The 21,455-nt window shown below is 64.8% G+C and carries 22 protein-coding genes; 15 read left to right on the top strand and 7 right to left on the bottom strand.

What is annotated here, in order from left to right; translation table 11 throughout:
• Positions 1-143: 143 nt before the first annotated feature.
• The 5 genes from H535_RS0117480 to H535_RS0117460 all read left to right on the top strand — a co-directional run bounded on the left by H535_RS0117480 (position 144) and on the right by H535_RS0117460 (position 5,064).
• Entirely contained in the window at positions 144-1,073 is a 930-nt protein-coding gene (locus H535_RS0117480) for a sugar kinase (RefSeq protein ID WP_081416778.1), read from the top strand.
• Positions 1,074-1,075: 2 nt separating this feature from the next.
• Positions 1,076-1,819 (top strand): IclR family transcriptional regulator, encoded by a 744-nt coding sequence (locus tag H535_RS0117475; RefSeq protein ID WP_026820564.1) that lies wholly within the window; start codon positions 1,076-1,078, stop codon positions 1,817-1,819.
• Positions 1,807-2,421 (top strand): bifunctional 4-hydroxy-2-oxoglutarate aldolase/2-dehydro-3-deoxy-phosphogluconate aldolase, encoded by a 615-nt coding sequence (locus H535_RS0117470; protein WP_026820563.1) that lies wholly within the window; start codon positions 1,807-1,809, stop codon positions 2,419-2,421. The genes H535_RS0117475 and H535_RS0117470 overlap by 13 nt, the downstream gene beginning before the upstream one ends.
• Positions 2,422-3,570, top strand: a complete 1,149-nt coding sequence (gene dgoD, locus H535_RS0117465; RefSeq protein ID WP_026820562.1) for a galactonate dehydratase — start codon at positions 2,422-2,424, stop codon at positions 3,568-3,570.
• A gap of 99 nt (positions 3,571-3,669) precedes the next feature.
• A complete protein-coding gene (locus H535_RS0117460; protein ID WP_026820561.1) occupies positions 3,670-5,064 on the top strand; it encodes a GntP family permease in 1,395 nt (464 codons plus the stop codon).
• On the opposite strand, the gene H535_RS26335 is transcribed toward H535_RS0117460, so the two are convergent.
• Positions 5,061-5,501, bottom strand: a complete 441-nt coding sequence (locus tag H535_RS26335; protein WP_035770077.1) for a DUF2871 domain-containing protein — start codon at positions 5,499-5,501, stop codon at positions 5,061-5,063. The genes H535_RS0117460 and H535_RS26335 overlap by 4 nt on opposite strands.
• 154 nt (positions 5,502-5,655) lie before the next feature.
• On the opposite strand from H535_RS26335, the gene H535_RS0117450 reads away from it, so the two are divergent.
• Positions 5,656-6,843, top strand: coding sequence for a hypothetical protein (locus H535_RS0117450; RefSeq protein WP_155838759.1), 1,188 nt, complete (start codon positions 5,656-5,658; stop codon positions 6,841-6,843).
• Between the two features lie 7 nt (positions 6,844-6,850).
• Here H535_RS0117450 and H535_RS0117445 read toward each other — a convergent pair whose 3' ends face one another.
• Positions 6,851-7,720: a universal stress protein gene (locus H535_RS0117445; RefSeq protein ID WP_026820559.1), complete on the bottom strand. Its 870-nt coding sequence runs from the start codon at positions 7,718-7,720 to the stop codon at positions 6,851-6,853.
• A gap of 194 nt (positions 7,721-7,914) precedes the next feature.
• Here H535_RS0117445 and H535_RS0117440 point away from each other — a divergent pair, with 194 nt between their 5' ends.
• The 4 genes from H535_RS0117440 to H535_RS26330 all read left to right on the top strand — a co-directional run bounded on the left by H535_RS0117440 (position 7,915) and on the right by H535_RS26330 (position 11,860).
• The gene (locus H535_RS0117440) at positions 7,915-9,390 is read left to right on the top strand and encodes an NCS1 family nucleobase:cation symporter-1 (protein ID WP_211236626.1); all 1,476 of its coding nucleotides are present in this window, start codon (positions 7,915-7,917) and stop codon (positions 9,388-9,390) included.
• A gap of 20 nt (positions 9,391-9,410) precedes the next feature.
• The gene (locus tag H535_RS0117435) at positions 9,411-10,133 is read left to right on the top strand and encodes an aspartate/glutamate racemase family protein (RefSeq protein WP_026820557.1); all 723 of its coding nucleotides are present in this window, start codon (positions 9,411-9,413) and stop codon (positions 10,131-10,133) included.
• Positions 10,134-10,369: 236 nt separating this feature from the next.
• Positions 10,370-10,726, top strand: coding sequence for a hypothetical protein (locus H535_RS0117430; RefSeq protein ID WP_026820556.1), 357 nt, complete (start codon positions 10,370-10,372; stop codon positions 10,724-10,726).
• A gap of 39 nt (positions 10,727-10,765) precedes the next feature.
• Positions 10,766-11,860 carry a phosphatase PAP2 family protein gene (locus H535_RS26330; protein WP_051299481.1) on the top strand — a complete coding sequence of 365 codons (1,095 nt, stop codon included), beginning with the start codon at positions 10,766-10,768 and terminating at the stop codon, positions 11,858-11,860.
• Here the strand turns inward: H535_RS26330 and H535_RS0117420 are convergent.
• A complete protein-coding gene (locus H535_RS0117420) occupies positions 11,829-12,170 on the bottom strand; it encodes a YnfA family protein (RefSeq protein WP_026820555.1) in 342 nt (113 codons plus the stop codon). The genes H535_RS26330 and H535_RS0117420 overlap by 32 nt on opposite strands.
• A gap of 112 nt (positions 12,171-12,282) precedes the next feature.
• Here H535_RS0117420 and H535_RS0117415 point away from each other — a divergent pair, with 112 nt between their 5' ends.
• Positions 12,283-12,828 (top strand): hypothetical protein, encoded by a 546-nt coding sequence (locus H535_RS0117415; RefSeq protein WP_026820554.1) that lies wholly within the window; start codon positions 12,283-12,285, stop codon positions 12,826-12,828.
• Between the two features lie 144 nt (positions 12,829-12,972).
• Positions 12,973-13,698 (top strand): hypothetical protein, encoded by a 726-nt coding sequence (locus H535_RS26325; RefSeq protein ID WP_155838758.1) that lies wholly within the window; start codon positions 12,973-12,975, stop codon positions 13,696-13,698.
• Between the two features lie 90 nt (positions 13,699-13,788).
• Here the strand turns inward: H535_RS26325 and H535_RS0117405 are convergent, their stop codons facing one another.
• Complete coding sequence (locus H535_RS0117405) at positions 13,789-14,565, bottom strand: alpha/beta hydrolase (RefSeq protein ID WP_211236625.1); 777 nt, start codon at positions 14,563-14,565, stop codon at positions 13,789-13,791.
• 261 nt (positions 14,566-14,826) lie between these two features.
• Between H535_RS0117405 and H535_RS0117400 the strand changes: the two genes are divergently transcribed.
• Positions 14,827-15,582, top strand: coding sequence for a class I SAM-dependent methyltransferase (locus H535_RS0117400; protein WP_026820552.1), 756 nt, complete (start codon positions 14,827-14,829; stop codon positions 15,580-15,582).
• Between the two features lie 70 nt (positions 15,583-15,652).
• Here H535_RS0117400 and H535_RS28595 read toward each other — a convergent pair whose 3' ends face one another.
• Entirely contained in the window at positions 15,653-16,804 is a 1,152-nt protein-coding gene (locus tag H535_RS28595) for a M14 family zinc carboxypeptidase (RefSeq protein WP_162144906.1), read from the bottom strand.
• 10 nt (positions 16,805-16,814) lie between these two features.
• Between H535_RS28595 and H535_RS29410 the strand changes: the two genes are divergently transcribed.
• Together H535_RS29410 and H535_RS0117390 are read left to right on the top strand one after the other, a co-directional pair.
• Positions 16,815-17,069, top strand: coding sequence for a hypothetical protein (locus H535_RS29410; protein WP_162144905.1), 255 nt, complete (start codon positions 16,815-16,817; stop codon positions 17,067-17,069).
• Positions 17,057-17,953 carry an amidohydrolase family protein gene (locus H535_RS0117390; protein ID WP_281171273.1) on the top strand — a complete coding sequence of 299 codons (897 nt, stop codon included), beginning with the start codon at positions 17,057-17,059 and terminating at the stop codon, positions 17,951-17,953. Before H535_RS29410 ends, H535_RS0117390 begins: the two co-directional genes overlap by 13 nt.
• Before the next feature lie 71 nt (positions 17,954-18,024).
• On the opposite strand, the gene H535_RS26320 is transcribed toward H535_RS0117390, so the two are convergent.
• On the bottom strand, positions 18,025-20,700 hold the full coding sequence (locus H535_RS26320) for a DUF4153 domain-containing protein (protein WP_035770076.1): 2,676 nt from the start codon (positions 20,698-20,700) through the stop codon (positions 18,025-18,027).
• Position 20,701: 1 nt separating this feature from the next.
• Positions 20,702-21,397: a response regulator transcription factor gene (locus tag H535_RS0117380; protein WP_026820549.1), complete on the bottom strand. Its 696-nt coding sequence runs from the start codon at positions 21,395-21,397 to the stop codon at positions 20,702-20,704.
• Positions 21,398-21,455: the final 58 nt, after the last annotated feature.

Below are 21,455 nucleotides of genomic sequence, written 5' to 3'. Positions count from 1 at the left end.
CAATGGATTGGCGGGATTTCAGCGGGGACTTGCGCCCGATGGTGTGATGCCCGTAACGTTTGTTCTCGCGTTGCACATTAAACATCGTTGTTGCATATGTTGCACGTATCGGAACGCCCAGCACACAGGAAGTTGCCACCGGCATGTCTCTATCCGACCAGGACCGGAGCACCACGGGCGCCCCGGGGGTCATCTGCGTGGGCGAGTCGATGGCGCTGGTGTCCCCTTCGGACGGCCAAGGCCTCGAGCACGCTGCCGCCTGCACCATCAGCTTCGGCGGTGCGGAGTCAACGGTCGCGCTGTACCTGGCCGAGATGGGCCACCGCGCCGGCTGGGTCAGCCAGGTCGGCGACGACCCGTTCGGCCGCCGGCTGCTGTCCACCTTGAACCGGCACGGCGTCGACACCTCCCACGTGCGGGTCATAGAGGAGGCCCCGACAGGCGTCTATTTCAAGGATCCCCAACCGGGCGCGACAAAGGTGCATTACTATCGCAGTGGCTCGGCGGCGTCGAAAATGTCCATGGCGATCCTCGAAGACCTGCCCCTGGCCGAGGCCCGGCTCATCCACGTCTCCGGCATCACCGCAGCCCTCTCGGAGTCCTGCTGCGGGTTGCTCACGGACATCTTCGCCCGCGCCCGGCGTGACGGAACCATGGTCTCCTTCGACGTCAATTACCGCTCGGGTCTTTGGTCCGTCGAACAGGCCGCAGGCGTGTTGGCGGACTTCGCCCGCCAGGCAGACGTCGTACTGGTCGGGCGGGACGAGGCGGAGATACTGTGGGGCACCAGTAGCGCGGAATCCATCGCCGCCTTTATCGACAGCGGCGGCACCGTCGTGGTCAAGGATGACGACGTCGGCGCCACCGAGATTGCCTCCGGAACCACAACATTCGTGCCGGCCGAGACCGTGGACGTGGTCGAGCCGGTCGGCGCCGGAGACGCCTTCGCCGCCGGCTACCTCTCCGCACTGCTGCGGTCCGACGACCCGCACACCCGGTTGCAGCACGGCCACCGGTTGGCCGCACGGGCACTTGGCAGCTATGACGACTTCGTCCCCGAGACAGGCCGCTGACCATGTCGCAGAGTATCCAGCGCGCCGCCGACATCCTGGAGTTCGTCAGCATCCGGCCCAGGACGCCGTCGGAGGTGGCAGAGCATCTTCAGGTGCACCGTTCAACCGCGCTGCGCATGCTGCAGACGTTGTCCGAAACCGGGCTGGCCCGGCGCCGCAATGACGGGCTGTACGGGGTGGGTTACCGGCTGACCGGCCTGGCGCATGTCGCCCAGGAACAGTTCGACCTGGCCGCCGTCGCCAAACCCCACCTGGCTGCCCTCGGCGAGTCCTGCTCGCACACCATCCACTTGGCCGAACTCCAGGGCCGCTCGATCGCCTACGTGGACAAGATCGAACAGCCCGGGATGGTGAGGCTGTACTCGCAGATCGGCCAGCCCGTGGTGCTGCACACCTCCGGCGTCAGCAAGGCCATCCTCGCCCACCAGAGCGCCGCCGTCGTCGACGCCATGCTCGAATCCTGCTCTTTCGAGAGCTACACAGACGCCACCATCACCTCACCCGACGCCTTCCGGCGCGAACTGGACCACGTCCGTGACCAGGGGTGGGCGGTCGATGCCGGCGAGTACGAGGACTACGTGAACTGCATCGCGATGCCACTGCACGACGCCGGCGGGGCAGTGTTTGCCTCGGCCTCCATCACGTCGCTGAAGGCGAGGGCGGACCTCGATGAGCTGCAGCAGCTGGCGCCCCGGCTAAAAGAAGTCACAACGTCAATATCGAAGGAGATCGGATGGCGGCCATGAACGAGTGGTTCGACAACACATTCGCGCAATGCCCGGTAATGGCCATTCTGCGCGGTTTCAGCCCGGAGAAGACCGTCGAACTGGCCGAAACCGCCTGGGGCCTGGGCATCACCAGCGTGGAGGTGCCTATCGAGACGCCGGCGGCCATCGACAGCCTCGCCGCGGCCATCGCGGCCGGCCGGCAACGCGGGCACCAGGTCGGCGCCGGGACCGTGGTCAGCCTCGAGCAGGTGCGGCAGGCCGACGCCAACGGCGCCGCGTTCACCGTCGCCCCCGGCTTGGACCCTGACGTTGCGCATGCCAGCATCGACGCCGGACTCCCCCACTTGCCCGGCGTCGCCACCCCCACGGAAATCCAGCGGGCACGGCAACTGGGGATGGGCTGGGTCAAGGCCTTCCCCGCCACCGCGCTGGGCACCGCCTGGTTCAAGGCCATGCCCGGCCCGTTCCCCGGACTGAAGGTCGTGGCCACCGGCGGCATGAACGCCACCAACGCCGCCGAGTACCTGGACGCCGGCGCCAGCGTGGTCGCCGTCGGCTCCGCACTCGAAGACGCCAGCCAGCTGGACCGGCTGGCCACCCTGATTGGCAGGAGCAGCTAAATGAAGGTCACCAAACTCACCACCTACCAGGTGCCGCCGCGTTGGCTTTTCCTCAAGATTGAGACGGACGACGGCGTCACCGGCTGGGGAGAGCCCGTCGTCGAAGGCCGGGCCGCCACCGTCGCAGCGGCCGTGGAGGAGCTGTCCGACTACGTCGTCGGCAAGGACCCGCGGCATATCGAAGACCTGTGGAGCACCATGTACCGCTCGGGCTTCTACCGCGGCGGGCCGATCCTGATGAGCGCGCTGGCCGGCATCGACCAGGCGCTGTGGGACATCAAGGGCAAGAGCTTCGGCGTGCCCGTGTCCGAACTGCTCGGCGGATCCGTGCGGGACACGATCCGGGTCTACTCCTGGATCGGCGGCGACCGTCCGGCCGACACCGCGGCGGCGGCACGGGACACCGTCGACCGCGGCTTCACGGCGGTGAAGATGAACGGCACCAGCGAGCTGCAGTACGTGGACAGCTGGGACAAGGTGCAGGACTGCATCGACAGCGTCGGCGCGGTCCGCGACGCCGTCGGACCGAACGTCGGCATCGGCGTCGACTTCCACGGCCGGGTGCACAAGCCAATGGCCAAGGTGCTGCTGCGCGAGTTGGAGCAGTTCAAGCTGATGTTCATCGAGGAACCTGTGCTCAGCGAAGAAACCGACGGGTTGCTCGACGCGATGCGCCACACCAGCACCCCCATCGCGCTCGGCGAGCGGCTCTACAGCCGGTGGGACTTCAAAAAGATCCTGGCCTCCGGCGCCGTCGACATCATCCAGCCCGACCCGTCCCACTCCGGCGGCATCACCGAAACCCGGAAAATCGCCGCAATGGCCGAGGCATACGGCGTCGGCCTCGCCCTGCACTGCCCGCTGGGGCCGATCGCGCTGGCCACCTGCCTGCAGCTCGACGCCGGCTGCCACAACGCTTTCATCCAGGAACAAAGCCTGGGCATCCATTACAACACCACCAACGACCTGCTCGACTATGTGCGCGATCCGTCGGTTTTTGCGTACGACGACGGCTACGTCACCATCCCCACCGGCCCGGGCCTGGGAATCGACGTCAACGAGGACTACGTCCTCGAACGCGCCGGCGTCGGCCACCGCTGGCGCAACCCTGTGTGGCGGCACGCCGACGGTTCCATAGCCGAATGGTGATTGAAGTAAACGCACCACCGCACCAACGCATCCCCCACCCCTGACGCATTCCCTGGCCCCCAACGCGTTTTCCACCCCCACGGAAGGACCCTGACCTGTATGGACGTGCTCGAAAACTGGACCCAGCCGATGGGCACAGCACCGCTGATGTTCATCGCTGCCGGTGCAGTTGCTCTACTGCTGTTCCTGATCATCAAATTCAAGATGCACGCGTTCGTCGCGCTCATCCTGGTCAGCCTGCTCACGGCATTCGTCACCGGCATCCCGGCCGGATCCATCACCGACGTGCTCCTCGCCGGATTCGGCGACACTATCGCCAGCGTCGGCCTGCTGGTGGGGCTCGGGGTGATGCTCGGACGCCTCGTCGAAGTCAGCGGCGGCGCGCAGGCCCTGGCCGACTCGCTAATGCGCCTCTTCGGCGAGAAACGCGCACCGCTGGCCCTCGGCGTCGCATCGTTGATCTTCGGCTTCCCGGTCTTCCTGGATGCCGCCCTCGTGGTGATGCTGCCGGTGATCTTCGCCGTGGCCCGCAGGCTCGGCGGCGGCATCCTGCTGTACGCATTGCCCGCGGCCGGCGCATTCTCTGTAATGCACGTCTTCCTGGTGCCGCACCCCGGGCCGGTGGCCGCGGCCAGCCTGCTGGACGCCAACGTCGGACTGCTGGTGCTGGCCGGGCTCATCGTCGCCCTGCCCACCTGGGTGGTTGCCGGTTATATCTTCGGACAGGTCAGCGGCCGGAAGAACATTCGCCCGGTGCCCGAATTCATCAGCGGCGGACCCCAGCAGGAGCACGACGAGCACCCGCCCCATGCCGGCGTCGTCGTGGCCATGCTGCTGTTGCCCATCCTGCTGATCACCATGAACACCGTGCTGAACACCCTTGCCACCAGCGGCGTCCTCAACGGCGACGCCACCTGGGTCGGCGTGCTCCAGACCCTCGGCGCCACACCCATCGCGCTGCTCATCTCTGTACTCGTCGCCTCCGTGGTGCTGGGCACCCGTCGCGGCCGCAGCCGGAGCACCATCGAAAAACTGCTGGATGGCTCCCTCGGCCCCATCTGCGCCATCATCCTGATCACCGGCGCCGGCGGCATGTTCGGCGGCGTGCTGGTGGCCAGCGGCATTGGCGACGCCCTGGCCGGTTCGCTGGAGAACATCGGAATGCCGATCATGATTGCCGGCTTCGTCATCTCCACCATCATCCGGGTGGCACAAGGCTCGGCCACCGTCGCGCTGACCACCTCGGCAGCACTGATGCAGCCACTGGTGGCCGCCGGCGACTATAACGCCATGCAGGTTGTCGCCATCGTACTGGCCCTGAGCGCCGGGTCCGTGATGCTCAGCCACGTCAACGACTCCGGCTTCTGGCTGGTGGGCAAATTCCTCGAACTGGACGTGAAGACGACGCTGAAGACGTGGACGGTAATGGAGACGATCATCGGCTTCGTCGGCTTCCTGCTCAGCTGGGCGATCTTCGGCGTCGCCTCCGCCTAGGCGTCTGCCGTCACCACGTTCGTGGAGCCGCTCTTGACGCCGAAAGCCACAGAGCGGAGGGCCAGGAAGAAGATGACGAAACCGGCGGTCAGCAGGATGTGGCCTATCCCGGCAATTCCCGCAATGGCGGCACCTGCTTCGGCCCCCATCACCGTCATGGTTCCATGCACCACCAGCATGCCGACGGTCAGCACCAGCCCGGCGCTGAAGAGCCAGAAGAACCAGTTGAACAGCTTGCTTCGGGAAATACCGAAGGACCTCTCCAGCACCATGGCGAGGAGGAAGACAAGTGTGCCCAGTACCAGAAGGTGCGTGTGGACCACGGCGAGCTGGGTCTCTCCGGCGAAATCCTGTGCCTTGGTCAGTTCGCGGTAGTACAGCCCGGACAAGAGACCAATGATGGTGTAGGCAAACGCGGAATAGAAGAGCTTCTTCAACGGATTACCTTTCAAACGGATAACTGCTTCCAATCTATGGAGGGCCCCAGGCGCTCACATCAACCGTTCGATGGATCACGACCCATCGTTTGGACTATCCCCCGTCGTCGCCAACCACAGCTGGGATTTTTGCCGGCCCGTTAGACTGACGGTTGTGCTCGCTGTTTCAACCACGAGCATGGCCCGGAGCATGCTGGGGCAGCCCCGGGCCTTTACCAACACATATGAACAGGAAGCCGCGCGCCACTTGCACAAAATCACACTCGGTCTCGTGACCGACCCTGGCCTGCCCACTGATATCGCGGCGAACATCGTTGACGATCTGACGGCAGTGCTGGAAGAGAGAGTGAGCGATCAAGTCCAGTGGACGGTTGATTTCCATTCCGAATCCCTGCCGCTGGACGGCGACGGGCGCCTGCTGGTCTGGAAGCACAGCGACCGGATCAAGCGGGAGCACGGCTGGGATCTGTTGATCTGCCTCAGTGAATTGAGCCGGCGAATCGACAATGAGCTGGTGATCAGTGAGGCGAATCTCGATCACGAGGCAGCCTTGGTGGCACTACCTGCACTTGGACCGGTCCGGCTGCGCCACCATGTGCTGACCGCCATAGTCCGGGTGGGCCGCGTGCTGGTGCCTGACGAGCTGCAGCCGGAACGCACCGAGACGGGCGGCCAGCGGCCCCTCAAGAAACTCGGGGCGGGCACCACATCGCCTCAACGGAAGACCAGCACGGACCGGAAAGACGGCACAACCTCATCCTTGCGCCTGACAGGTGCCACCGGAATGGTCAGGATGCTGCTGGGGATGATCCGGATCAACCGCCCGTGGCGCCTGGTGCCCAGCCTGTCCAGCGCCTTCGCCGCCGCGGCAGCAACCTCGGCCTTCGGCATCTTCTACTCAAGCATTTGGATGATGGCGAACTCGCTCACCGTGGCGCGGCAAGCCTCAGTCACTGTTATCGCCGTCGCCGCCATGATTACCTGGCTGATCTCCTACAACGATATGTGGGAGAAACCGAAGAACGCGGCGTGGAAACGGGATTCGCGCATGTACAACGGGGCAACTGTGCTTTCGGTCGGAGTCGGCGTCGGCTTCTTTTACGTGCTGCTGTTCGTGCTGACCCTGCTGGCCGGCCTGGCCATCATTCCACCCGGCTACTTCGAAAAGACGCTGGGACAACCGGTGGACCTGTTCAGCTACATCTCCTTGGCCTGGCTCTCGACGTCGATGGGCACGATTGCGGGCGCCCTCGGCTCCAGCTTCGAAGACGATCGTGCTATCCGGCAGGCGACCTATGGGCGCCGGGAGATCGAGCGGTACGAAGCCCGGCAGGACGACTGACCCGGGCTCAGTCGTCCAGCGACACGTAGTCGCGCGGGACGACCACCATGGGCACGGGCAGGGAACGCAGCATCTTGTTCGCCGTCGCTCCCAGGAACAGTTGGCGGCGCTGGGCGAGCCTGCTGGAGCCGATCAGCACCATCTCGTCGTCGTTCCACTCGAGGTCTTCGATCGCGTCCTCGATGGACTTGCCCCGTGCCACCTTGGCACTGAGCTGCAGTCGGCCGTCGGACTTTTCACCAGCCTGTTCCAGCACGTGCTGCGCGTGGGCACCGGCTTGTTCGGCGGCCCGCTGCCCCTCGTCATCGTCATGGGCATCCAAGGCCAGCAGGGAGATCAGCCGCAGCGGGATCCGACGACGGGAAGCGGCATCAATTGCGACATCGAACAGCGCTTCCGCGCCAGGACGGGTGCCGATCGCGCAGGTAATCCGGCCGATGCTTTCGGGCGCGTGATAGCCAGAGGGCACCAGGGCCAATGGCACGGTCGATGCGTGCAGCAGTGCACTGGCCACCGATCCGACGGTGAAGTAACCGAACAATCCGTTACGCGCCGCTCCAACCACAATCAGCTTTGCGGCTGCCTCCTCGGCCGCCTCAATCAATCCTTCAGCAAACGACGGCGCGTAGCGCACCTGCGTTGAAACGGGGACGTCGTGGGGAAATGATTCCACGGCTTCGTTCAGCCAGCTCTCTGCCCGGCCCGCGCGGATCTGTTGCACTGTTGACTCAGGGCCGGACGACGCTTCACCGGGTTCGGGCCCATCCAGTACGTGGACCAGCTCCAGCTCGGCGCCTGGATTACGGGCAAGCGACGCGGCCAGCGCCAGGGCGTCCTCGCCCCGGGAGTCGGGGGTGTAGCCAACGATGTAGCGCATATGTGCGGACCCTTCTTGTGTAGTTCCCCGGCCTGAGGGCCGGGGTGAATGGCATCAGCTTTACCAGCAGGCTCACCAGTCACGCAATGGAAGGTGCCGCTGCCGTAATGGTTGACGGTGAACCAGCTCACGCGTACGCTAAATTTCTATTACCGGAAATTCAGTTCCATGATATGAAACTATAGGTTCGTTCAATGATGACATTCAACCCGGCGCAGTCGACGGATGTACAGATCAGCCCTCGCTTGTACAACTACGACCTTGCCCCCACCCAGCGCGCCGGGCGCCGTTGGGGCACTTACAACATCTTCACGTTGTGGGCCAACGATGTGCACAGCCTCGCCAACTACGCCTTCGCCATCGGACTGTTTGCGCTGGGATTGGGAGTCTGGCAGATTATGCTGACGTTCCTGCTCGGGTCGGCGATGATCTTCCTGCTGCTGACCCTCTCCGGTTTCATGGGAGAGAAGACCGGCGTGCCGTTTCCGGTCATGAGCCGCATCGCATTCGGCATCAGCGGCGCACAGATAGCCGCCGTGGTGCGCGGCGGTGTGGCGATCGTCTGGTTCGGCATCCAGACCTATTTGGCCGCCCTCGTACTTAATGTGTTGCTGATAGCCCTCTTCCCGTCGCTGGAATCGCTGACCAACACGTCGCTGCTCGGCCTTCCCCTGCTGGGCTGGATCTCCTTTATCTGCCTCTGGATAGTCCAGGTCATCATTGTCAGTTATGGCATGGGCATGATCCGCAAGTACATGGCGTACGTCGGTCCGACCATCCTGACCACCATGCTCGCCATTGCCGGGTGGAAATTCTTCGAAGCTGGCGGCAGTATCGCGCTGTCCACTGACAAGAGCCTCACCGGTGGCAAGATGTGGCTCGAAATTTTCCAAGGCGCCGCGCTCTGGGTCGTCATTTACGGCACCTTCGTCCTCAACGTCTGCGATTTCACCCGCTCGGCGAAGAGCAAGGCAGCCATCGTCAAGGGCAATCTCGTCGGCATCCCGATCAATATGCTCTTCTTCGCCGGGATCGTCGTGGTCATGGCCGGCGCACAGTTCGAGATAAACGGCAATATCGTCACCAGCCCTTCCGACATCGTGCAGACGATCCCCAACACCTTCCTGCTGGTGGTCGCTTGCGTGGCCCTGATCCTGGTCACCATTGCTGTCAACCTGCTGGCGAATTTCGTCGCCCCCATCTACATGCTGGCCAACCTCTTCCCCCGCAAGTTGAACTTCCGCCGCGCCGGTCTGGTCACGGCCATCATCGGCGCAGTCATCACGCCGTGGAACCTGTACGACTCAGCGGTCGTCATCCAGTACTTCCTTAGCGGCCTCGGAGCCGCCCTCGGCCCGGTCTTCGGTGTCATCATCGCCGACTACTGGCTGCTGCGCAGGTCCAAGGTCAACATCCCGGCCTTGTATACCGAGGATCCCGAGAGCGATTACCACTACCGTTCCGGATACAATCGGCGCGCCATCCTCGCCTTGGTGCCGGCCGCGATCATCGCCATTGTGCTGGCGCTGGTGCCGGTGTTCGCCGCCCTCTCCGGGTTCTCCTGGTTTATCGGTGCCGGCCTCGCCTTGGTGTTCTACTTGATAGTGGCCGACCGTGACCGTACGTTTACCGACGTCGACGGCGAGTCCATCGCCGTTCCGAGCGAATAACTCTGAGGAGGTCTGCGCAAGTGCGGATCCTTGTTGTCAACGTCAACACCACCGACGCGATGACCGAAGCTATCGGAGAGCAGGCGGCATCGGTCGCCGCGCCGGGAACCGAAATCGTTCCGCTGAGCCCGATCTTCGGCGCGGACTCCGTGGAGGGTAACTATGAGAGCTATCTGGCGGCCATCGCTGTGATGGAAACAGTGCGCTCCTATGAAGGCGATTTCGACGCCGTCATCCAGGCCGGATACGGAGAGCACGGCCGGGAGGGACTGCAGGAACTGCTCAACGTGCCTGTGGTGGACATTACCGAGGCGGCGGCCAGCACCGCGCAGTTCCTCGGCCATAAATACTCAGTGGTCACCACGTTGGACCGGACCGTTCCTCTGATCGAGGACCGGCTCAAGCTCGCCGGTCTCTATGAACGGTGCGCCTCCGTCCGCGCGAGCGGGCTGGGAGTACTGGAACTCGAACGCGATCCGGACGCCACGGTGGAAGCGATCGCAGCCGAGTCTGCCCGCGCCGTCGAGACCGACAAGGCCGAGGTGGTCTGCCTGGGCTGCGGCGGGATGGCGGGGCTGAACGAACGCGTCGTCGAACGCACCGGGGTGCCGGTGGTCGACGGCGTGACGGCCGCCGTCACCATTGCCGAATCGTTGGTGCGGCTGGGATTGTCGACGTCGAAAATCCGCACCTTCGCTCCCCCGCGGCCCAAGAATTTCAAGAACTGGCCTCCCCGCAGCTGAGCGCTCAGGCCGGGCTCCTCGAGGCCTCGGACTAACACGATTGTATGATTTCCAGCACACTTGCCCTTCAGGGATCTCACAGGTCTTCCGTACCTGATGCATGTGCTGCTAAAAATGATTCAGCGAAGCATAAAGCGCAGTACCGGGCGTCGAAATTCTGACTCCACGCCGTGGGCTGTCCAGGTCTGGCAGCTTCGCTCCATTCACTCATTTCTTAGCATTCCCAGGGGACCCCTATGCCTACCTACTTCCCGGATTACGAGGACGATCCGCCCACCGTCGAACTGCCCGCCATCGATGTATCCAGCCCGGCCGCCCCGGTGTCCGAGGCTCCCCGGAAGGCATGCGGCCGGTGCCGCGCAGTCACCCGGACGCACGACGAGTTCTGCCCGCAGTGTGCGGCACGATACCGGAGCAGGACGCCATTCCAGCGGCTGTGGAGGACTGTCGCGCTGGCGGCACTCATCATTGCCGGCCTGATCGCCGCCGGGGCCATGATCACCGCTTACAACAGTGAAATGAGCGTCGGGACCGCCGGACAGGGCGTACAAACAACCTCTGCCCAGACCGTCTTGATGAGACTCTCAGGTTAAATTCGGGGTTCCGGGTGGTAAATGCGGTACAAATGACTGATGAGCAATGACCTCGGACGCCCACGTCCAGCCTGGCGCCAGCTTTTCGGTGTCCCGCTTGTCGTCACGCTATCATTCGGGGCGCTGATGCTGATTACGGCTATTGTTGCCGGGTTGCCGGTGCGCGATCCGGACGGCTTCATTGGCCCCAGCTATGTGCGGCTCCCGCTGATGATCGCGATCGTGATGATGGCCGACGTCGTCCCCAGGGTTATCCGGCGAAGGCCCGGGTACCGTAATTGGTTCCCGGCCATGGCAGGGGTGTTGCGTGAACGATGGACCGGCCCGCGACTGGCAGTTATCGCTGCCGGTCTGGCAACGTTCTACCTGGCCTATGTGGCCTACCGGAACCTGAAGAGCTTCCTGCCATTCCTGCAGGAACACCTGACGGACCCGGCACTGGCCGCCATCGACTCCTGGCTGGCCTTTGGCGCCCACCCGGCGGATGTACTGCACCTGCTGCTCGGAACCGGCATTAGCGCCCACATACTTTCGCTGGTCTACATGTTCTACATGCTGTTCGTCCCTCTCACCCTGGCCGCTTCCCTCGCCTGGGCGAACGACTTGGCCCGCGGGGCCTGGTACGCCACTGCGTTGTCCTTCAATTGGATCCTTGGCACAGCGACGTACTACATGCTGCCCGCGCTCGGACCCATCTATGCTGCCCCTGCACCGTTCGCCGACCTGCCTCCCACCGAAGTATCAGGGCTGCAGGACGCGCTATGGGAGAACCGGCTGGAGGTGCTGGCCGGACCGCATGACACTCTGACGGTCCATGGCATCGCCGCCTTCGCATCGCTGCACGTGTCCGTGGTGTTCACCGCAGCGCTGATTGCCCACCTGACGCGGATGCCCAACCCGGTGCGGGTCTTCATGTGGATTTACGTGGTCCTCACCTGTGTGGCCACCATCTACTTCGGCTGGCACTACGTAGTGGACGTGCCCGCCGGCTTCGCCGTCGGCGGTTTGTCAGTATGGCTGGCCTGGCTGGCGGTGCGCCGCGGCCGGCCGACCCTGGATGTGGAGATCGGCCGGACAGGTGCCATCCGGCAGGAGGCAGGCGCTACGGCGCCGAGCCCCGGGGAGCGAACATAATCACCGCAACCCCGAGCAGGCAGATGGCTGCCCCGGTGAGGTCCCAGCGGTCCGGCCGGAAACCGTCGACGACGACGCCCCACGCCAGCGAGCCTGCCACGAACACCCCGCCATAGGCGGCGAGTATCCGTCCAAAGTGGGCGTCCGGCTGCAGCGTTGCGATGAAACCGTACAGTCCCAATGCCATCACGCCGAGCCCGGCCCACCACCAGGCTCGATCCTCGCGGACGGACTGCCAGATCAGCCAGGCGCCGCCGATCTCTGCCAGCGCGGCCAGGGCGAATAACACAACAGGCTTAAGAATGGTCATGCGTCCAGTCTCGCGCATTCTTCGCAGACCGGCGGATACGCGGATGCGCAGTTAGGCGGTGCGGTCAGCGATACGATGGCCATGGCAACTGATTATCGAAGAAACGAGCATAATGAACGCCGCTCGAGGCACTCAGCCCGCAGCATCCGACGTCGAACGTCAACAGGCCGCACTACACGCCAACAGCCTCGCTTTGCTCGTGGCGGGCGCCGCCGCGCTTCTGAGCCTGCTCGGATCCTTGATCATGGCAGCGGCCGGGGCAGGATGGATCGCATCCGCCCCGTACATCCTTATCAGCTCCGCGACACCACCGCTTTTTGCGCTCGCGTTTTGGTGGATGGTCAGCCGTTGGGAAGTGTCCAGGTCCATCCGCGAACATCGCGGGGCCGCGGCACTGCTGGTTGCGATTGCAGTGCTGGTCACCGTATTCAGTTGGTCCATTGCCGGCTTCAGCCCTTTCTATGCCGTCTTCCTGTTCCTCGTCGGAGTCCGGACGAAATCGGGCGCCCTGCTTGGATACGCGCTCCTCGCCGCCCTGGTTACCTTCGCCACCGGGGCGCTGCCATTGCCGCTGGCCGCGGCGGCGTACGTCGTCTTCGCGGCGGCATGCGCGTTCTCCGCCTGGAGGCTGGGGGTGCCTCGCATCGGCGGAAAATGACGGTACCAGTTGTTATAAACTAACTGGCAGGGGGAATGAACCGATGACTCGTAATCGTGTCGTCAATTTCAACGGTTGAGGGGAAGCGACCGGCATCGGGGCAGTTCCAAATCACTTATCGCACTCCTATGAAGGACATTCCGCATGTCTCACGACGAACCACCGCGCCCTCCTCTCCCTTCTTCTCCGGAGGAAGACGGGTGGAATGAAGCACCCACCTCGGAAATTCCACTGGCCGCACCAGTTGTCGGCGCATCGGAGGCCGCCGAAACCCCGATCAAGCTTTGCAAGCGGTGCAGCGTACAGACCCGGACAGATGGCAACTTCTGTCCTCACTGCGCCGCCCCTTACGGAACCGCCGCACGTTCCAAGGGCCGAAAAAGAATCGTGCTGGCGCTGGTGGCTTTACTCGTTCTTGGCGGCATAGGAACCGGCACCGGTCTCATCATCCAGCACAATAACGAGGTTGCAGCTCAAGAAGCCGCAGCTGACAAACGCAAAGCCGAGGCAGCCGCTGCCGAGGAACGCCGGGCCGAAGCAGCCGAACGTGCCGCCGCGAAGCGCGAAGCCCAAAAGCGCGAGGACCAAGCGGAACGGGTCTACAGGGAACTCGTTGTGGAGGAAATGGAGAAGTCGATCCTGGACGATGCCAAAGAACGCGTCGCGACGGGAATCCTCACAGGTCCAATCGTGGAAGTCTCGTGCACGCCTATGGCAGGCGGCTCGACTGACGACCTGACAGCTCTGACCGGAAGTTATGACTGCATTGCCGTCAATGAAGAACACGACGACGGCACGGCGTCCGGCTATCGGTTCTCAGCCACCACCAACTGGGATGAGGCCAGTTACTCCTGGCACCTCGGTGGCTGAGTCTCTGTGTCCTCAGGCCAGTGGTCCGAGGCCTGGCGAAGCTTGCGGTGGACCTCCCGCAGTTCGTCGCCCCAGGCGATCAGACGTTTATCACTCAAGGAAGCACTCCTCGCGGAGCCAGGACTCGGCCGCCGAGGACCATTGTGCAGTGTGCGGTATGTGGGTATGGCCGTGATCGCCGTAGGCCTGGCCATCGGCCAGGCCGAGCCCGTGCCACCCATGGGGGTAGATGTGAAGCTCGACGGCGACGCTGGCATCAACCAGCGCAGTCGCCCAGGCCAGGGCGTTGGGAAACCCGGGAGGATCTTCTGCCGTTGCCCACACGAACGCCGGGCAAACCCGTTCATCGAGATGCCGCACCGGGGACAGCTCGTCCTTGAGGTTGATCCGCTCCCCCAATAATGCTTCGACGGCCGGGCCGGGCAGCAGATCCAGATCCGCGACCGCGTAGGCGAGAATGGCGAAGTCCGGACGTGGAGGCGCCTCGTCCAAAGTTTCGATGGACAAGACCGTGCCGACCATCAACAGGCCTGCGAGATGTCCACCCGCGCTGGATCCGATGACGCCGACGCGTGCCGTATCAACGGACAGGCCGTGATCACCGTGCCTGATGTAATGCAGCCCCGCCCGTGCGTCCTCCAGCGGAGCAGGAAACCCGTGCGGCAGTAACCGGTAATTGACCACAAAAGCGTGGAGGCCAATGTCGCTGAGCCAGCGGGCATATCCCTCGCCCTCGTGCCCGGTGTGCTCCCGGAAAGCCCCGCCCGGAAGCACCAGGACAGACGGCCGCGGGCCGAAAAACCCGGGTGCGGCAGGATAGATTTCGGTTGAAACAAGTTCGGATTGCTCCAGGATGGCAGTAGCCACCTTTCACTACCACGCCTCCATGCCTGACGCTGTCCGCCATCGACACGCGACGCTGGAAGTTAATATAGCACCGTCAAGGCGACCACATCCCGCGCAATCCCAACCGAGCAATCGGGCAGACAGTTTCAGGCCTCACTGAGAGGGCGGCGCCGGCGGGCCGTTCCATGATGCAGGGGCCTTCTCTGGCAGACTCAGAACCATGGAGCGTAATGATCCCGCCCGGCTGCCCAAGGTGAGGGTGTCCCGGCAGTCGGGGTTCCGATGAACGGCGGCGACCCTCAGGGCTGGTCGGCGGTGGCGAGCGGCTGGGCCGAGTTGTGGGGCGGCTTCGCCGAGCCGGTCTGGCGAGCCGTGGTCGATGCCAGCGGCGCCGGCCCGGGTACGGTCGTGCTCGACGTCGGATGCGGCAGCGGCGATCTGCTCGCCCACCTGGACAAGCTCGGCACCTCCACCGCCGGCATCGACCCGGCCACCGGCATGGTCGAACTTGCCCGCACCAGAGTGCCCAACACCGATCTACGGGTCGGCTCGGCGGAACATCTTCCATGGCCCGATGCTTCGTTCGACTTGGTGACATCCATCAACGCGCTGCAGTTCGCCGACGATACGCTCGACGCCCTCGCTGAAATGGCCCGAGTCGTCAAGCCTGGCGGATACATCGCGATATCCAACTGGGCAGAGGACGACCGCAACGACCTGAACACCATCGAAAACGCCGTCGCACGCGCCGCAGGAGAGGAGCCCCTTCCCGACGGCGACCTGCGTCTGCCCGGTGGCCTGCAACAACTACTCGCGGACGGACAGCTCGACGTCGTCTCCTCAGGACTCATCGACGTCCCGTGGGCCGCGGCCGACGACAATGACCTCGTCAGCGCAGTGCTGCTGGGTGAGGACCCTTCCGCCATCGAGGCCGAGGCCCCCACGGTCGTCGAGGCAGCCCGCCCCTTCCGCACCCGGAGCGGGAGCTACCACCTTAACAATGCTTTCCGGTACGCTCTCGGGCGCCCCCGAGGCTAGTCGTGATCAACACAGCAGCGGGCCCCGCAACAGTTTGCCGCGAGACCCGCTCCACCTCAGTTATGTGTGATTAGTGAGGATCCGAAATGCGTTCACCCCGCTCCCTGATGTTCTCGACCGGTTCAAGGCTTGCGGTCAGCCATTCGCCATCGGCCACGGCTTCCAGCACGGACATGCCGGCCCTCTCTGCGGTCTTCGTGATGTAGCCGTTGGACTTGGCTCCGATGCCGCCGCGCATCTCGAATAGCACCGATGCGGACCCCAACAGGCCGTAGGCGTTACGCGCGATGCCCGGCGTCGTGGTGCTCGGATACCTGGTGACGTTCGCGTAGCCATACTGATCCAGTTCCTGCAGCAGCACCGATACTGCCTTCTTCGACCGCACAATGGTGTCCGCGAACTCCTCGGAGATGCCGAGGTTCTCGGCCTCTTCCAAGGCATTAGGCCACATGGTCGACGCCGTGATCAGCCGGCCTTCATCGTCCACGTAGGAACCTTGGTGGTGGAAATCCATCACCAGTTCCGGCTGGCGCTCTTCCCACAGCAGCCGCATCGCGATCGCTTCAGGCACCGGGTTCAGATTGTCATCGCCCGGTACATAGGGGTGGTCGTAGGCATTGTCGCTGTAGGAGTGGAAACGGTTGATGTCGTATCCGCGGCCCTCCTCATAGAAGGCATCGCATGCGATTTCGCAGGTCGGATCGTAGTTCTGCCGCCACGGCGTCGTGGCACCGGATGCGTCGGTGACATCGGCGTCGAAGCCGTCGACGTTGACACGGGGCACAATCGTGATCGTGACCTCGTTGCGGATTTTCTTCGCCGTCGGGTTATTGCCGCTGATATTGCGGATAATGTTAATCATCGACTCGGAGACCACAAACTCGTCGCCGTGCTGGCTGGCGATGTACATAATCGACCGCGGGCCGTCGCCAATTGTGACGACGGGAATCTCCCGGCCCGTATTGCTGGTCAGCGGCGCCGGCGACAGGTCGAACGCGCCCTTGGCGCGGTGCTCAAGCGTCTCCAAAGTGGACCATAACTGCTCGTAGCTATGTATGGCGGCGAGGTTGGAATCTCCCCACGGACCATTGGGATTGCTCTGCGGATCCGCGGCTGCACTGCCCATAAGACCCATCGGCAGCAGTGCGACGGCGGCAGCTGCGGCCAGCAGCCGTTTCCTCCCCGGCCCGGTGGTTGTCTTCGACGGATTCGATCTATTCAAAAATTTCACGATGACTCCAGTGTCGAGTGATTGGGACAACCCAAGCGTCACAGTGGGACCAAGGCGCGTCAATGAAAACGGCGGAAAAGAAACCAGTATCGCGCCTGACTCTGGACGCACGCAGGAAGTGGTGTTACATTTCGCCGGCAGCCGGGAGCAGTTGGATTGCTGGCGCAAACGTGGCATGGTCGACGTCGAGGAATATGGCCGAAACCGGCGCCAGGATACCCAGCTCGAAAGGCCGCTGACTACGTGGAGCCACTGACCGACGACGACGTGCCTGCCTGGTGGCAGCGGCTCGGCCTGCCCGGGTTGATCGATATTCATACCCACTTCCTGCCCGATCGGATGATGCGGCGGGTATGGGCCCATTTCGACGACGCCGGCCCGCTGATCGGGCGGCCCTGGCCGATTAACTACCGCTGGGACCAGGACGCGAGACTGGCCCACCTGCGGCGACTGGGTATCCGCCGCTTCACCGCGCTGACGTATGCGCACAAGCCCGGCATGGCCGCCGACCTCACCGAATTCGCACTCGACCTGTCCGAGGAGAATCCGGACTGCGTCCCCAGTGCCACGTTCTTTCCCGAGGACGGTGTGGTGCATCAGGTCCGCTCCGCCCTCGACCGGGGCGCCCGGGTGTTCAAGCTGCACCCCCAAGTCGGCGGGTTCGACCTGCGCGAACCGATACTGGACGAGGCGTGGGGGCTCCTCGCCGAAGCCGGGGTTCCCGTCGTCATCCACATCGGTTCCGGCCCGGTCCCGCGCGGAGGCGCGACCGGGCCGGACAAACTCGAAGGAGTGCTGCGCCGGCACCCGAATCTGACCGCCGTCGTCGCCCATCTTGGCGCACCCGAATATGCCGAGTTCCTCGACCTCGCCGACCGTTACCCGCGGGTGCACCTGGACACCACCATGGCCTTCACCGACTTCTTCGAAGACGTGGCGCCCTTCCCGACGGAGCTGCTCCCCCGGCTGGCTGACCTGGGCGACCGGATCATGCTGGGCAGCGACTTTCCGAACATCCCCTACTCCTATGCCCACCAGCTCAAATCCCTTGAACGGCTCCGCGAGCAGGAGCCAGGGCTCGACGACGACTGGTTGCGGGCGGTGTGCTGGTCCAATGGTCAGCGGCTAATCGGGGACTGAGCGCTTGTAAGCCCGCCGGACGACAGTGGCGTGCACCTTGCTACGACCGATGCAGCTCACGCGCGGCGCCGCTATTGCCCGATCTGGTCGGGACACGACCCTACCGGCACTTCCCCGGGACCGTAGGCGGGGACAGCTTCAGCCCGGGCCCTTCCGAGATTCCACGCCAGCCAATCGTCAGTGCTCGCTCCTGGGACGGGCTGTTGGGCGATCACGCACTGTGCCAGTTCGGCAGGCAGTCCCTCTGCAATAACCGGGGTCGCATCCGCTCCAAGGGTAGAGAGGTACTGAAGGTCGAGCTTGCCGGTTGCCTCATAGCGATCGATATTCTGCTGAGCCACCCACGCCTCGGGATTGGCCAAGCCAATCGCCAGCAGCAGCACCGCCCCCGAGGCGAGCGCAACCCGGGCCAGCCACCAGCCGGACAGCCGTATGCCGGCCACCATCACCAGCAGCACCAGGATGCCGAGCCAGACCTCGAATGCATCAACCAAAACCCGCAGCACCGTGAAGCCGTAGGCCTGCTGATAGACCGCCATCCGGAACAGCGCCGATGCCACCACCACGAGGGTGAGCGCACAGAGGATTCCCAGCACGATGCGCAACAGCAACTGGTCCCGCTTGCCGGCCTGCGGCGCCTTGCGCACGGCCAGCGCGATGGTCGCCAGCGTCAGCGCCGTCGCGATGGTCAATTGCGCGAAACCCTGATGGACATACTCGGCGTAGCTCAGTCCGGTGGTGCTCGTGATGAAGGCGTGGCCGCCCCACATCGCAGAGGCCTGCGCCGCGACGAAGGTGAGGAAGACGGCGATGACGACGCCGACGGGCACCATCCACTCCCATGTCCGGGTCACCGGCCGGGCCGGCGGCATCGCGACGGTATGGACACGCGGCGGGTTGAGCGCCAGGTAGCACCCGGCAAGCACCACTCCGCCGATCACGAACCACACGAAGGCGCGCAACACGAGGCCGTCGGCGATGTCCACATCGGGAAGCACCCGGGACACCCAGGAGCCGAACACCGCGTCCCCGGAGGCGAACAGCCCGCCGAAGACCACCAGCGCCACGACCGAGATCGCCGCGGTGCGCAGCACCGGCCACAGCATGCGGTGCCGGCTGGTGGCCGACAAGGTCCGGCGCAGCAGCGGCAGCCCCCGGATGCCGCTGAGCACCCAGGACGCCGCGCCCGCAAGCATCGGCGGCAGCCGCCTGGCGCCGGTGAGCGACGTCGTGACAAGCACCCCGGCAACCAACACCGCAAGGACGGCCAACCATTCGGCGGCGCGCAAGACCACCAGCGAGCCCAGCCCGAGGCACAGGAGGGTGGAGAACACCGTCCACGGACGACGGCGGTTGGCCGACAGCGTCAGCATCAGGGCCCCGGACGCCACCAGCACCAGCAGGGTCGCCAGTCCGAAGTTGCGGTAGGGCAGCACGACGGCGGCCAGCAGCCCGATCGCGATCGATGCGTAGAGCGGCACGGGCGCCGTACGCAATCCCCGCTCGGGCCAGTAGTCGCCGAACAGCGAGCTGGCGAAGGACGGCAGCGCGATGGTCGATCCGCCGGGCCGGGCGACGTCGTCGGAATGAGCGGTCACGTGGGTCTCCTCAGGGTCAGTGCCAGTGGCATGGTTTGGTCGGGGTTCCGGAGCGGCGCCAGGGGCTGGCCGGGGCTCCGGACCGGCGTCCGGCTCCCGGGCGGCAGCGGCATCTTTCCCACGGCCTTGATCCGGATTGCGTGGCAGCAACGCGCGCATCCGCGCTCCCGCGGCCCCATCACTGCGTGGCAACACCTCGATGGAACCGCCGTGCAGCTGGCAGACCCAGCTGGCGATGGCCAGGCCGAGTCCGGTACCCCCGCTGCTATCGTCGCCCACCCCGAACCGGGTCAGCACCCGCTGCGCATCTTCTGCCGGGACCCCCGGGCCCTCATCGGTGACCTCAAGGGACCACCGGTCATCACCTTCGGCGATGGCACGCACCTGCACGAGCCCGTCGGGCGGGCTGTGCCGGACGGCATTGTCCAGCAGGTTGGCCACGACCTGGGCCAATCGCCCGGCATCCGCCTGGATCACCAGGTCCTGCGGCTCGACGGACGTTTCGAAGCGCACGGCCCGGCCGCCAACCCCCGCCTCGGCAACCGCTTGATCGAGCAGCTCCGCCAGGGGGACGGGAGCATATCGCAGTGGTGCCGCTCCGCCGTCGACCCGCCCGACGTCGAGCAGGTCTTCAACCAGCGCGCTCAGCCGCTCGGACTGTGTGAGCGCGCCCTGCAGCACGTCGTCGTCGGGCCTGACCACCCCATCGACGAGGTTCTCCAGCAGCGCCCGCTGCGCGGCCAAGGGGGTGCGCAGCTCGTGGGACACCGTTGTCAACAACTGCCGGCGCTGCTGGTCCACCGTGGCCAGCTCGCCTGTCATGGTGTTGAATGCTCGCGCCAGCCGCCCCACCTCGTCGGCCGAGGTGGCAGTGACGCGGACCGAATGGTCGCCGGTTGCCATCCGGCCCGCCGCCCGGGTCATCTCCCGCAGCGGCGCGGTCATCCCGCGCGCCAGCCACTGCGTGACCCCCAGCGCCGCGGCGAGCGTGACCGGCAGCGTCAGCCAGCCGGGCACCCCGGCCCGGATGCCCACTTGCAGCATCACGACGGCGGCCATAATGCTGAGCGCGACGAGTAGGCCGATCTTGAACTTGATCGATGCCACCCCATCCAGCGGACGGGTGGTGCGCGAGGGGCGTTCGGCCATCTCAGTTCTCCAGCGCATAGCCGACGCCGTGGACGGTGCGCACCCGCGAGGCGCCGACCTTCGCGCGCAGCGACTTCACGTGGCTGTCCAAGGTGCGGGTGCCGCGGGCATCGGCCCACCCCCAGACCTCGGTCATCAGGGCTTCGCGGCTGTGCACGGCGCCGGGCCGCTCGGCGAGCATCGCCAGGAGGTCGAACTCCAATGGGGTCAGATGCACCTCAGCTTCGGCGACCTGCACCCTGCGGGTGGAACGCTCAAGGACGAGATCGCCAACCGTCAGCGCAGGCTGATTGGCGGCGGCCAGCTCAACGGCTCGGTCGACCCGCCGCAGCAGCGCCTGGACCCGGGCCACCACCTCGCGCATCCGGAACGGCTTGACCACATAGTCGTCGGCACCAACACCCAGCCCGACGAGCACGTCGGTCTCATCGACTTTGGCGGTGAGCATCAGCACCGGGACCGGCCGCTTCGCCTGGATCCGCCGGCACACCTCCAGCCCGTCGAACCCCGGGAGCATCACGTCCAGCAGCACGAGGTCCGGTTCGTGCTCGTCGAAAGCGGTGATGGCGCCGGGGCCGTCAAAGGCGCTGAAGACCTCGAACCCCTCGGCGGTCAGCCGGTCGGCCAACGCCTGATTGATCGTTACGTCGTCCTCGACAACCAGCAGCCTGCGGGTGGTCCCCTTTTCTTCCGTCATGCTTTCGAGCCTACAAGCGGGCGTGCTGGCCGTTGTGGGGGTGACATGTGGAGGACTT

The organism is Arthrobacter castelli DSM 16402, assembly GCF_000430705.1.
In the GTDB taxonomy this organism is placed as follows: domain Bacteria; phylum Actinomycetota; class Actinomycetes; order Actinomycetales; family Micrococcaceae; genus Arthrobacter_C; species Arthrobacter_C castelli.
Note: the sequence above shows the minus strand (reverse complement) of the source record. Positions and strands in the feature narration are given on the sequence as shown.

Bases quoted from the DNA above. Each gene is read 5' to 3' on its own strand.
- H535_RS0117415 (WP_026820554.1), top strand. From the start codon at position 12,283: ATGAACGCCGCTCGAGGCACTCAGCCCGCAGCATCCGACGTCGAACGT.
- H535_RS26320 (WP_035770076.1), bottom strand. From the start codon at position 20,700: ATGGCCGAACGCCCCTCGCGCACCACCCGTCCGCTGGATGGGGTGGCA.
- H535_RS0117445 (WP_026820559.1), bottom strand. From the start codon at position 7,720: ATGCGCTACATCGTTGGCTACACCCCCGACTCCCGGGGCGAGGACGCC.
- dgoD (WP_026820562.1), top strand. From the start codon at position 2,422: ATGAAGGTCACCAAACTCACCACCTACCAGGTGCCGCCGCGTTGGCTT.
- H535_RS0117380 (WP_026820549.1), bottom strand. From the start codon at position 21,397: ATGACGGAAGAAAAGGGGACCACCCGCAGGCTGCTGGTTGTCGAGGAC.
- H535_RS0117420 (WP_026820555.1), bottom strand. From the start codon at position 12,170: ATGACCATTCTTAAGCCTGTTGTGTTATTCGCCCTGGCCGCGCTGGCA.
- H535_RS0117460 (WP_026820561.1), top strand. From the start codon at position 3,670: ATGGACGTGCTCGAAAACTGGACCCAGCCGATGGGCACAGCACCGCTG.
- H535_RS29410 (WP_162144905.1), top strand. From the start codon at position 16,815: ATGACTCCAGTGTCGAGTGATTGGGACAACCCAAGCGTCACAGTGGGA.
- H535_RS0117475 (WP_026820564.1), top strand. From the start codon at position 1,076: ATGTCGCAGAGTATCCAGCGCGCCGCCGACATCCTGGAGTTCGTCAGC.
- H535_RS0117480 (WP_081416778.1), top strand. From the start codon at position 144: ATGTCTCTATCCGACCAGGACCGGAGCACCACGGGCGCCCCGGGGGTC.
- H535_RS0117400 (WP_026820552.1), top strand. From the start codon at position 14,827: ATGAACGGCGGCGACCCTCAGGGCTGGTCGGCGGTGGCGAGCGGCTGG.
- H535_RS26330 (WP_051299481.1), top strand. From the start codon at position 10,766: ATGAGCAATGACCTCGGACGCCCACGTCCAGCCTGGCGCCAGCTTTTC.
- H535_RS0117470 (WP_026820563.1), top strand. From the start codon at position 1,807: ATGGCGGCCATGAACGAGTGGTTCGACAACACATTCGCGCAATGCCCG.
- H535_RS26325 (WP_155838758.1), top strand. From the start codon at position 12,973: ATGTCTCACGACGAACCACCGCGCCCTCCTCTCCCTTCTTCTCCGGAG.
- H535_RS0117430 (WP_026820556.1), top strand. From the start codon at position 10,370: ATGCCTACCTACTTCCCGGATTACGAGGACGATCCGCCCACCGTCGAA.
- H535_RS0117440 (WP_211236626.1), top strand. From the start codon at position 7,915: ATGATGACATTCAACCCGGCGCAGTCGACGGATGTACAGATCAGCCCT.